The organism is Collinsella aerofaciens, from assembly GCF_032584215.1.
GTDB lineage: Bacteria > Actinomycetota > Coriobacteriia > Coriobacteriales > Coriobacteriaceae > Collinsella.
In genome coordinates this window covers 1-11,335 of the sequence record NZ_JAWHPN010000014.1, presented here as the reverse complement: position 1 = coordinate 11,335, position 11,335 = coordinate 1, and the positions used below count along the sequence as shown (strand labels likewise).

The window sequence follows — 11,335 nt, the reverse complement described above, 5'->3', positions numbered from 1 at the left end:
CATGCGTGCGTTTGATGTTGAGATGACGCGCCGGGGATTTGCCTCGGCGCTTGCTGCGGGCGCGTTGTCACTCGTGCTTGCTGGTTGTGGCGGCGGAGCTGCGGGGGCGGGGTCTGCTGTGGGCTCGGCTGCCACGGACGGCGCCGGTGCTGTCGCAGAGCCGGTCGAGGTGCACGTCGCCTCGCTCAAGGGGCCGACCTCGATTGGCCTGGTGCAGTTTATGGACCAGGCAGCGAGTGGCGAGACGGATAACGAGTTCGACTTTGCGATCAGCGCCGCAGCCGATGAGATCGTGCCCAAGGTGATTCAGGGCGATGTCGATATCGCCCTGGTGCCCGCCAACGTGGCGAGCGTGCTCTACAACAAGACCGAAGGTGCGGTGCAGGTCATCGATATCAACACGCTGGGCGTGCTGAACGTGGTGACGGGTAACGCGGACGTTGCCTCGTTTGGCGATCTGGCGGGTCGTACCGTCTACATGACGGGCAAGGGCACCACGCCGGAGTACGCCATGAACTACTTGCTGGAGCGCGCGGGCCTGACCGGCCGGGTGGCGCTTGAGTTTAAGAGCGAGCCCACCGAGGTGCTGTCGGCCCTGCTTGCCGATCCGTCTGCCGTGGGCGTGCTGCCCGAGCCGTTCAAGACCGCTGCCATCGCAAAGAGCGAAGGCAAGCTGTCGGCTCCGGTAAGCCTGACCGATGTGTGGGACGAGCTGGCAGGTGACACGGGTTCGCGCTTGCTGACGGGCGTGACCGTGGTGCGCCGGGCCTTTGCCGAGGAGCATCCCGGGGCCGTGGCGGAATTCTTGAGCCGCCACGCGGCGAGTGTGAAGGGCGTGAACGCGGCGCCGGCAGACTGGGCTCAGGCCGTGGTCGATGCGGGCATCGTGGATAACGCCACGATTGCCGAAAAGGCGATTCCCGGGTGCATGCTCGTGTGCCAGACGGGGAAGGATATGAAGGCGGCGCTCGGTGGGTACCTGCAGGTGCTGGCCGATGCGGACGCGAGCGCCGTGGGCGGCAAGCTCCCGGCTGACGATTTCTACTACATGGAGTAGCCCGTGCGTGCGTTTGCTCGACAAATGGCAGAGCGTATGAAGGCGGTGGCGGCAGCAGGTGCCGTTGCCGCCTTTTGGCTTGCCGTGTGGGTGCTGGTGGCGGGTCTCGTGGCGCAGCCGTTGATTTTGCCGGGGCCGGGCGCTGTCGTGGTGGTGTTGCTGCGACTGGTATGCGATGCCGGCACATGGGCGATTCTGGCGGGCTCGGGTGCGCGAATCTTGGGCGGGCTGGCGCTTGCCGCGGTGTGCGGCGGCGTGATGGCGGGAGCCTCGGTGCGGTCGCGGACGTTTGCCCGCCTGGTGGCGCCGGCGCTTTCGTTTGTTAAGGCGACACCGGTTGCCTGCGTGGTGGTCCTGCTGCTCATTTGGTTGGGATCGGCGCGTGTGAGCATTGCGGCGGTCTTTTTGATGGCGCTGCCGGGCGTGTATTTTTCGCTGGCCGAGGGCTTGGCACAAGTGGATAAACCGCTGGAGCAGATGTTCCGTCTGCATGGCGTGCGGGGTTGGCGTCTGTTTTGCGCCCACACCTGGCGCGAAGTCCTGCCGTTTGCGCTTTCGTGCGCCCGTGCCGTGATTGGCATGAGCTGGAAGGCCGGCGTGGCGGCGGAGCTGATCGGCATGGCGGCGGGCACCGTGGGCGAACGCATCTATCAGGCGAAGCTGCTCATCGAGACGGCTGATCTGCTGGCGTGGACCGTGTTGGTCGTTGCCGCCTCGTGGGCGTGTGAGCGCGTGCTGGTGTGGCTGCTGCGGGTTTCGGGACCCGTGGCGTGGCGCGCGGCCGTGCGGGCACATGGGCATGGACTGCGCGGGCGTGCGGGCGGCTCTGCTGGTGGCGGGGCTGCGGCGGAGCTTGCGCTCGCCGTGGGCGATCGGGCGCCCTTGGCGCCGGCGCTCGACGGGCTGGTGCTTCGTGTGCCCGCCGGTGGGCGCGCCTGCGTGATGGGCGCCTCTGGCGTGGGCAAGTCGACGCTGCTTGCGCTGGCGGCGGGGGAGTGCGCGCCGTGCTCCATGGTGTTTCAGGATATGCGCCTGGTAGAGGGCGCCTCGGCTTTGGATAACGTGCTGGTGTGCGCAGACGCGCGCGTGGACGCCTCGAGTACCGCAGCCCTGTTGCGCCTACTGGTGCCGGGGGTCGATGTGCATGCTCGTGTGGCCGAGCTTTCGGGCGGGCAGCGCCGTCGCGTCGAGATTGCCCGAGCTCTGCTGTGCCCAGGCGACGCGGTGATTCTGGACGAGCCCTTTACCGGTCTAGACATCGCTGCGTGCGACGCATGCGCCGAGGTCGTGCGCGACTTGCTCGACGGCCGCATGCTGTTGCTTGCTACGCACGATGCCGTCGACGCTCAGGCCCTCAATATCTCGGACATCATCACGCTCTAAATACTTGCTCAGCAACAAATTGATCCGTTTTTCTCCGTCCCCATGGGGTCGGGTATGGTATTCTATCTGTGGGGTAATACTTAGGAATACCAAGTAATACCAACGCCGTAGAACAAACTCCAGATGCGGGCCAATCGGGTTGCCTTCACAGCCCGTCGCCCAGCCGCGTGGCCCGCATCCATCCGCACCACCGTCGTTTCAAAAAGGAAGCGCCATGGCAGAACACATGACCCCGGTTGTCGCGAAGGTCTTGCCCGAGGAAAAGGCGGCCTTCGCGGCGGCAACCCAGCTCGTGGGCACTACGCCGTCCAACGCCATCCGCATGTTCATCGCCGCCTTCAATCGCTGCGGCACCTTTCCGTTCGACATTTCGCCCAACGGGGCCTTTGGCGCTGCGCCCGATTCTCATCAACAATGACTGTTCCAAACTGCCGGCACTTGGGGACGTTCCTTTTCTGCCGGCAGTTAAGGAACGTCCCCAAGTGCCGGGTTTTGAGGAGGTTGGCATGCTCAATGCGATGATTTGGGCGCTTGCCTGTTTTGGTGTTGTTGCTGCCGATATTGCCCTGAGCATGGTTCTGTTTTCAGTTCTCGATGCCGTGTCGGTGCTGACGGGCTATCCGATCGACAATCTCGATATCCAATGGTTCCAGGCCGTCGCGCAGACGGCGTCGTTTTTGATGGCGCTGCTGTGGTGGCGCTATCTGTGGCCCCGCTCCTTCATGGCGCGCCGGCAAGGCGAACGCCCACTCGGCGGGGGAGCAGGCGCGGCATGGAAGCGCATTGTCTGCATTGTTGTGATCGGCCTATCCATGCAGGTGGTCATTAGCTACCTATGCGACGGCGTACTGTCGCTGCTGCCCGAGGCCGCGGCAGACTATAGCGAGCTCGTCGAGGAGACGGGCATGGGCGATACCAGCCTTCTTGCTGTCTTGACCACAGTGCTCGGCGCTCCGTTTTGCGAAGAGCTCCTGGTGCGCGGCATCATCTTTGAGTTTTCGCTGCGTGCGTTTAATCCACAGTGCCGTTCGCTCTGGAAGCGCCGGCGCCGCGCGAACGCGCAGGACGGCGCCATAGTGCCCTGGGCGGCCCCGAGTACCTGGGGCGTCGCCGCGGCAATCGTGCTGCAGGCGGCGGTCTTCGGCTTTATGCACATGAACTGGGTGCAGGGCTGCTACGCGGGCGCTGCCGGCCTCATTTTTGGTTGGGCACTCGTGACCACCGGAAAGCTTCGCTACACGATTCTGCTGCACTTTGCGTTTAATGCCGGGTCGTATCTCATGGGGCTGCTGTGGTTTGTGAGCACACCGCTCGACGTTGTGGTCACGGTTGGCATCGCCGGCTTTGTGCTGGTAGAGGCGATGCGCTCGCTGCTTCGATTGCGCATTCCCGTGTCGCGCGAAGCTGATCGGTCTGAGTAATAACGCCTTTAATTAGACCGATGCGTCCTGAACGCACCTGGCGTTTCGCCGAATGCTTCTTTAAATTTTGAGTAAAAGAATGACATGTTGGAGATGCCGACTTTTCGGGCTACATACTGCACGCTGCGCTCGGTGTTATTGAGAAGATATGCCGCCTCTGTGAGCTGCTGGTTGAGCTTGATTTGCGAAAACGTTTTGCCGGTTTTTTGCTTGATCAAGCTGCTGAGATAGCTGGTGCTATAACCCGTATCGCTCGCAATGCTTTCGAGTGTGCAGTCGCCGTAGCTTCGCTCAATATGATTCAGAATCGACACGATGCGTTCGTCCGACATGATCGCCTGGTTATCAGTTGCGGAGCGTCGGTACAGTCCTCGAATGAGAACAAGGAATAGGCTGACGGCGAGGTGCCTCATGAGTTCATTGGAATAGGCATCTTTAAAGTGATATTCGATAAAGAGCATCTCGATGAGGCGTCGCGCATGTCGGGCGTATTCCTCTGGAAGAATGAGATATTTTCGGGCCTCGCGGTTTTTGGACACAAAATCAAATAGAAGATTCGTTAATGGTGACGCGCCGGGTAGCTGGCTCAGGAACAACGAATCGAACATTTCTTTTTTGAAGACGATCGAAATGACGATATCATGCTCGCCCTTAACGTATGGAACGCTTCTGACTACGCCGGTGTTGCAAATGAGCACGTCGCCCTTTTTAAGGAGTAGTCGCCGTCCGTTGACGATAAACGTGCAGACGCCGTCGTACACGTAGTTAAGCTCCATATCCCGATTGATATGAGGAGGAATATCGGTAAAGCGCGACTCCTTGATAAGGCCCACGGGGTTTTCGTCGAGAGTTTCTTTCCAATCAAACAGATAGATCTCTTCGCCGTTAATGGTTGTGGTTTCCACCCTGTTATATCGCGGGCTGAGCTCTCCCGGATGTGTGCGATGCCACTCTTCGGTCTCGGTATGCGTATAGAGCAGCTGTTTGAGATTCGAATCCATGGGGTGCTCCAGGGGTGAACGGTAGAATCGATGCCTTAAACGGTATTATATCTAAAAAAATGTTATAAACCCACGCTTTCTATGCGATATCTTATGCATCTTGTTCTTCCTAGTATTGGGTTATTCGCTGGAGCATCCGATCAAGGAGGGAAAATGAGTAAGTTAAAACATGGGTTTGACTCCGACTTTTTATGGGGCGGAGCCATATCGTGCTCGCAGGCCGATGGCGCCTGGAATGAGGGCGGAAAGGGAAAGTCGACGCAGGATTGTCGATGGCTGGATGGTACCTGGACTCATGACCAGATTGAGGACAAGCATCAAAACAACCCCTTCTGCCATGACGAGCTAATGAACGCTCTCGCAGATGATGGTGTTGAGTTCTACCCGTTTAGGCGCGGTAACGACTTCTATCATCACTACCGTGAGGACATCGCGCTTTTTGCGGAGATGGGCCTCAAGCTGTTCCGCACTTCTATTTGCTGGAGCCGAATCTATCCTAACGGAGATGATCTTGAACCTAACCGCGAAGGCATCGAGTGGTATCGAAGCATGCTGGGTGAGTGCAAAAAGCACGGCATTAAAACCTTCGTCACCATGCTCCACTATGACATCCCGGTAAATCTTGTCACCACATATGGGGGATGGAAGAATCGCAAGACGATTGATTTCTTTGCCCGCTATGTCGAGACAATCGTTACGGAATTGGGCGATCTGGTCGATTTCTGGCTGCCTTTTAACGAGTTCAATGCAGCACGTTTTTCGCCTTGGGACGGGGTCTGTCTGGTCAAAGACGAAGAGGGGGAGAACTTCGATCGAGCCATCTTCCAGTGCCTGCACCACGAGTTCGTTGCCAATGCGCGTGCCGTCGAGATTGTCCATCGTCTTTCGCCCGATACTCCCGTTGGCGGCATGATCGCTCGATTCTGTACGTATCCCGCCACCTGCCGTCCCGAAGATAACATGCAGGCTATTCACGACGACCAGTATTCCAACTGGTTCTATACGGACGTGATGGCTCGTGGAAAATACCCCGCTTATATGAATCGCTATTTCGATGCGTGCGATATCGAGATTCAAATGGAACCGGGCGATGAAGAGCTCATCGCTCGCAACACGGTCGACTTCCTGGCCTTCTCGTACTACTTTTCCCAGGTATCCACCTGCGATCAGGGATGGGAGAAGACTGCGGGTAATCTGGTCATGGCAAACAAGAACCCTTATCTCGAGACGAGTGAGTGGGGCTGGCAGCTCGATCCCATTGGTCTGAGGGTTACCCTTAACCAGATGTATGACCGCTATGGGCTGCCCCTGTATATCGCCGAGAACGGCCTCGGTACATCTGATGTAGTCGAGGAGGATGGCAGCATCCACGACGAGTATCGAATCGATTATTTGCGCCAGCACATAAAGTGCCTTAAGGAAGCAGTGATCGATGGCGTTGACGTGCGCGGATACATGATCTGGGGATTCATTGACCTTGTTGCCTGCGGTCCTCTTACGATGGACAAGCGCTACGGGCTTATCTATGTCGATCTGGATAATTGCGGCAACGGCACTGCGGAGCGCTCGCGTAAAGACTCTTTCTATTGGTATCAGAAATGTATCGCCACTAATGGCGAGGATCTTGGGTAGGAGTGATTGTCGTGGCAGACAAGAAGGAACTGGCCGCTCGTGTCCTCGAGCTCGTGGGCGGCGCCGATAACGTTGTTATGGCAACGCACTGCATTACAAGGCTCAGATTCAACCTGAAGGACGATAGCAAGGCAGACCTGGAGGCCCTTAAGACGCTTGACGGCGCCTTGGGCGCGCAGGTTAAAGACGGACAGTGGCAAGTTATCATCGGCGCCAGCGTGGGGTCGGTATATGACGAATTGGAGCCCATGCTAGGTGACAGGATGGGTGGCGAGGTCTCCGCCGACGCCGAGCAGCCTGAGCTCCAAAAAGGTTCGGCTCGCGTATTCGATATCATCACCGGCATCTTTTCCGCTATCATTCCCGCACTGGTGGCGGGAGGCATCGTAAAGGGCATCCTGGCTGCTATCGCGGCTTTTGGAATCGACACGGGTGCCGGCGACTTTGCGATATTCAATATGATTTCGGATATCCCGTTCTACTTCTTGCCGTTTTTGCTGGCAATGTCTACAGCTGATAAGTTCCGGGTCAACCGTTCGCTTGCGCTTTGTGTTGCCGGATCGCTGATGTACCCGACCATTGTCAACGCTGTCGGTACGGGCGAGACGCCCCTTGCGCTGTTCGGTTTTGCGGTGCCGATTTTTAGCTACGCCGATTCCGTGTTCCCGGTTATCTTTGGCGTCATTGGCTTGTCTTTTGTATATCGTGCAATCGACAAAGTCGTGCCGGATCTTTTTAAGCTCGTTGTCGTTCCGGCGCTCTCCCTTGCTATCGTGATTCCCGTCAACCTGTTTGTGCTCGCTCCGATTGGTGCCTGGTGCGGTCTTGGTCTTGCCAACGGTATCGTTTGGCTATTCTCGACGTTAGGCCCCGTTGCCGGTTTTCTGCTGGGCTTCTTTATGCCGCTTATCGTGCTCTTCGGCATGCATCAGTCAACGAGCCCTATCCAGATTTCCAATATCGCAACGCTTGGGTATGACTATCTGCTCCCGATCTCTTTCTGCCATAACCTCGCCGAAAGCGGTGCGTCTTTTGGTGCAGCCCTGCGCATGACCGACGAAAAGCTCAAGTCCGCTGCAATGACGTGCGCCTTCTCAGCATTTATGGGAATTTCCGAGCCCGCCTTGTTTACCGTTCAGGTTCCTAACAGGACTCCGCTTATCGCTGCGATGATTGCGGATGGCATTGGCGGTGCGCTTACCGTTGTTCTCGGCGCAAAGTGCTTCGGCTTTGTTATGCCCGGCATTACCTCGTTGCCCGTTTATGCCGATCCAAGCGGCAATCCCATGAACCTGATCATGATTGTCGTCTGCATCGCTTTGACTTGGGTTATCTCTGCGGCGCTCTCGTTTGCGCTCTATGGTCGTTTCGACAAAAAGTAACGACGTTTTGAGATAGACAATATTAATCGGCCGCTCGCCGGGGAATCGTTCTGCGACGCTCCAGCGAGCGGCATTTTATTGGTGGGGCGTGTCGTGTCGCCAACGGCGGCATGCCGCCTCGCCGCGCTAGTTGCGTCTGCCGCCTCCGTTGGCGCCCTGACGCCCCTGTGCCGCGCGATTGCGACCGGCAGTGTTCTGCGCGCGGGACATACCGCCGTGACCCTTGCTGCCCTTGGGCCCCTTGCCGGCGGCGCCACCGTGGGCCTTGCCGCCCTTCTTGCCGGTGCCATGCCCACCGCCGGCAGACGTCTCGCCCGGGCGTGGCGGCACGGGGCGAATCAGGCAATGCTTGGTATAGCCGATCAGATCACGACGCCCGGCCTTCTCTAGCGCCTCGCGCACCAGCTTGTAGTTCTCGGGCTTGCGATACTGGATGAGCGCGCGCTGCATGGCCTTCTCATGCGGGTCGCGCGCCACGTAGATCGGCTGCATGGTGCGCGGATCTACACCGGTGTAGTACATGCAGGTCGACATGGTGGACGGGGTGGGGTAGAAGTCCTGTACCTGCTCGGGCATGTAGCCCATGTCGCGCACGGCTTCGGCAAGGTCCACGGCTTCCTTCATGGTTGAACCGGGGTGGCTCGAGATCAGATACGGCACCACGTACTGCTTGAGTCCGTATTCGCGATTCAAGCGTTCAAATTTACGGCAGAATGCGTCGTAGACAGCTCGGCTCGGCTTGCCCATCACGGACAGCACCGCGTCGCTCACGTGCTCGGGCGCTACGCGCAGCTGGCCCGAGACATGGTGTTCCAGCAGCTCGCGTAAAAACTCGTCCGAGGCATCGGCCATGGTGTAGTCAAAACGGATGCCGCTGCGCACGAAGACCTTTTTGACGCCCGGCAGCTGGCGCAGGTCGCGCAACAGCTGCGTGTAGCCGCTTTCGTCGACCACCATGTTCTTGCACACGCTCGGCCACAGACAGCGCTTGTTCTTGCACACGCCGTGCTTGAGCTGCTTGTCGCAGGCGGGACGGCTAAAGTTGGCCGTCGGTCCGCCTACGTCGTTGATGTAGCCCTTAAACTCGGGATCGCGCGTGAGCAGCTCTGCCTCGCGCATGATCGAGTCGTGGCTGCGCATCTGCAACACGCGACCTTGGTGGAAGGTGAGGGCGCAAAACGAGCATTCACCAAAGCACCCGCGGTTGGAGCTGATTGAAAACTTGATCTCGGCAAAGGCCGGCACGCCGCCCGCGGCATCGTAGTCGGGATGCCAATCGCGTGCGTAGGGGAGCTCGGCCACCTCGTCCATCTCATCGGTCGTCAACGTCGCCGACGGCGGGTTCTGCACCACATAGACGCTGTTGGGATAGGGCTCTACCAGGCGATGTCCGGTGATGGGGTCCATATTCTGCTGTTGCACGTTAAAGCTGCGTGCGTAGTTGAGCTTGTCGGCGGTAAGGTCGTCCCAGCTGGGTAGCAGGTCGTAGTCGTAGACCTCGTCGAGCGAGCCTGTGCGGTAGACGGTGCCGTTGATATAGGTGATCTGATCGATGGGCAGCCCCGCGTCGAGCGCGTCGGCAATCTCGACAATCGCGTGCTCGCCCATGCCGTAGATGAGGATGTCGGCGCCCGAGTCGAGCAGCACCGAGCGCTTGAGCTTATCCTGCCAGTAGTCGTAGTGGGCCAGGCGGCGCAGGCTTGCCTCGATGCCGCCGATGATGATGGGGGCGTCCTTAAACGTCTGGCGGATGAGGTTGCCGTAGACCGTGACGGCTCGGTTGGGACGGCGCCCCTCCTCGCCACCGGGGGTATAGGCGTCGGTGTGGCGGCGGTGTTTGGTCACCGAATAGTGGTTGACCATGGAGTCCATGTTGCCGGCACTGACCAAAAAGCCCAGGCGCGGCTCGCCGAGCACAGTGATGCTGGCGGGGTCGGTCCAGTCTGGTTGGCAGATGATGCCCACCTTGTAGCCGTGCGCGTCGAGGACGCGACTGATGATGGCCATGCCAAAGCTGGGATGGTCCACATAGGCGTCGCCGCAGATGTAGACAAAGTCGCACTGGTCCCAGCCACGCGCATCCATGTCGGCGCGGCTGACGGGGAGGAACTTATCGCGGCCCGGTCGCCAGGGGCGGGCGGGCGTCGCTTGGGAATGCTTGGTGCGGGCGATCGTGGCCTGCGCCTTACCGCCGCGCTTTTGCTGCTGGCCCTGTTTGCCCTGCTGACTGCGCTGGTTGTTCTGAGCGTGCTGAGGCTTTTTTGCCACGATCCCTCCCGGTGTTTGTATGCTGCACGTAATTGTAACCAGTCTTTTTGGGACCGGGCTAAAAAGACTGGGGGAGTACATGAGCTGGGGATCGGCGCGTCGATGCGGGGATCGTTTGTTTCCAGACTGTGTATCTGCGCGTTGGAGAACCCGTCTCGCGCGCACGCCATGTTGTCAATGGGTTACAGTATGAACGGCGGCTATGTTTCCGCCAACGCACGAGAGAGTCGTCAACAAGGAGGATGCACGACGATGCAGCGTGCCAAACAGATATCGGAGTCTATTGAGCTGGGCATCATCTTGGCGCTCGCCGGTGGCTTTATGGACGTGTATTCGTACATTGGGCGCGACCATGTTTTCGCCAACGCGCAGACGGGCAACATCTTGCTGGTGGGCGTGAGCATTTCGGAGGGCAATTGGGCGCTGGCGGGACGCTATTTCTTCCCCGTGGTGTCGTTTGCCGTGGGCATTATGCTTGCCGACCTGGTGCACGAGCGGTTTGGCAGTGTGATCCACTGGCGTCAGGTGACGGTGTTCTTTGAAGCCGTCATCTTGCTGGGCGTGAGCTTTATCCCCGGTGGCGGTTACAACCTGCTCGCCAACTGCCTCACCTCGTTTGCCTGCGGCATGCAGGTTGAGAGCTTCCGCAAGATACATGGTCACGGCATCGCCACGACCATGTGCATCGGTAACCTGCGCAATGCGCTGCAAAACGTGGACGACTACATCATCACCCACAAGCGCGGCTTTTTGGAAAACGGCGTGCTGTACTTTGGCGTGATCTTTACCTTTGTGTTTGGCGCCGTGCTGGGCAACTGGTGTATTGAGCGCATGGGCCTGCATGCCATCATCGTGGCGAGCTTGCTGCTATTTGTCGCGTTTGCCATCATGTTCATCGACCGCGAGCGCGACTTGCGCTTACGCTGGAAGGTTGCGGCCGAGGCTTGGAAAGAGGGCTGCCGAAAGTAACCGAATGCGGCAAAGGGGCTGTCCCTTTGCCGCATTATTTTTCATCATCTGTTGAAACGCTTTAACAATTTTGACGTTCTCACGCTTTTTTGTTTTCTAACAGTTTAGATAACGGGTGATGCCGCACCTATCCCAAGCTGCGGTAAGTCGCGTCGGCCATCAGGATATGGCGCACCACCCTTGCAGTCGGGTCCCACCTGTCGCGCGCCTGGTTGACCCTGA

Annotated in this window: 9 protein-coding genes; 7 read left to right on the top strand and 2 right to left on the bottom strand. The window is 58.8% G+C overall.

What is annotated here, in order from left to right; genetic code table 11:
• Nucleotide 1: 1 nt before the first annotated feature.
• The 4 genes from RX395_RS05410 to RX395_RS05395 all read left to right on the top strand — a co-directional run bounded on the left by RX395_RS05410 (nt 2) and on the right by RX395_RS05395 (nt 3,861).
• The gene (locus RX395_RS05410) at nt 2-1,057 is read left to right on the top strand and encodes an ABC transporter substrate-binding protein (protein WP_316366059.1); all 1,056 of its coding nucleotides are present in this window, start codon (nt 2-4) and stop codon (nt 1,055-1,057) included.
• Nucleotides 1,058-1,060: 3 nt separating this feature from the next.
• Entirely contained in the window at nt 1,061-2,440 is a 1,380-nt protein-coding gene (locus RX395_RS05405) for an ATP-binding cassette domain-containing protein (RefSeq protein WP_316366057.1), read from the top strand.
• A 214-nt stretch (nt 2,441-2,654) separates the two neighbouring features.
• The gene (locus RX395_RS05400) at nt 2,655-2,858 is read left to right on the top strand and encodes a type II toxin-antitoxin system RelB/DinJ family antitoxin (RefSeq protein WP_055252556.1); all 204 of its coding nucleotides are present in this window, start codon (nt 2,655-2,657) and stop codon (nt 2,856-2,858) included.
• 88 nt (nt 2,859-2,946) lie between these two features.
• Nucleotides 2,947-3,861: a CPBP family intramembrane glutamic endopeptidase gene (locus RX395_RS05395; protein WP_316366055.1), complete on the top strand. Its 915-nt coding sequence runs from the start codon at nt 2,947-2,949 to the stop codon at nt 3,859-3,861.
• Nucleotides 3,862-3,869: 8 nt separating this feature from the next.
• Here the strand turns inward: RX395_RS05395 and RX395_RS05390 are convergent, their stop codons facing one another.
• Nucleotides 3,870-4,862, bottom strand: coding sequence for a helix-turn-helix transcriptional regulator (locus RX395_RS05390; protein ID WP_316366053.1), 993 nt, complete (start codon nt 4,860-4,862; stop codon nt 3,870-3,872).
• A 153-nt stretch (nt 4,863-5,015) separates the two neighbouring features.
• Here RX395_RS05390 and RX395_RS05385 point away from each other — a divergent pair, with 153 nt between their 5' ends.
• Both RX395_RS05385 and RX395_RS05380 read left to right on the top strand, forming a co-directional pair.
• Complete coding sequence (locus RX395_RS05385) at nt 5,016-6,494, top strand: family 1 glycosylhydrolase (RefSeq protein WP_035137362.1); 1,479 nt, start codon at nt 5,016-5,018, stop codon at nt 6,492-6,494.
• Nucleotides 6,495-6,505: 11 nt separating this feature from the next.
• On the top strand, nt 6,506-7,876 hold the full coding sequence (locus RX395_RS05380) for a PTS transporter subunit EIIC (RefSeq protein WP_055250969.1): 1,371 nt from the start codon (nt 6,506-6,508) through the stop codon (nt 7,874-7,876).
• Between the two features lie 126 nt (nt 7,877-8,002).
• On the opposite strand, the gene RX395_RS05375 is transcribed toward RX395_RS05380, so the two are convergent.
• The gene (locus RX395_RS05375) at nt 8,003-10,144 is read right to left on the bottom strand and encodes a YgiQ family radical SAM protein (RefSeq protein WP_316366050.1); all 2,142 of its coding nucleotides are present in this window, start codon (nt 10,142-10,144) and stop codon (nt 8,003-8,005) included.
• A 252-nt stretch (nt 10,145-10,396) separates the two neighbouring features.
• Here RX395_RS05375 and RX395_RS05370 point away from each other — a divergent pair, with 252 nt between their 5' ends.
• A complete protein-coding gene (locus tag RX395_RS05370; RefSeq protein WP_316366048.1) occupies nt 10,397-11,113 on the top strand; it encodes a YoaK family protein in 717 nt (238 codons plus the stop codon).
• Nucleotides 11,114-11,335 lie beyond the last annotated feature (222 nt).

Coding starts and splice junctions, on each gene's coding strand:
- RX395_RS05370 (WP_316366048.1), top strand. CDS start 10,397: ATGCAGCGTGCCAAACAGATATCGGAGTCTATTGAGCTGGGCATCATC.
- RX395_RS05390 (WP_316366053.1), bottom strand. CDS start 4,862: ATGGATTCGAATCTCAAACAGCTGCTCTATACGCATACCGAGACCGAA.
- RX395_RS05385 (WP_035137362.1), top strand. CDS start 5,016: ATGAGTAAGTTAAAACATGGGTTTGACTCCGACTTTTTATGGGGCGGA.
- RX395_RS05395 (WP_316366055.1), top strand. CDS start 2,947: ATGCTCAATGCGATGATTTGGGCGCTTGCCTGTTTTGGTGTTGTTGCT.
- RX395_RS05410 (WP_316366059.1), top strand. CDS start 2: ATGCGTGCGTTTGATGTTGAGATGACGCGCCGGGGATTTGCCTCGGCG.
- RX395_RS05400 (WP_055252556.1), top strand. CDS start 2,655: ATGGCAGAACACATGACCCCGGTTGTCGCGAAGGTCTTGCCCGAGGAA.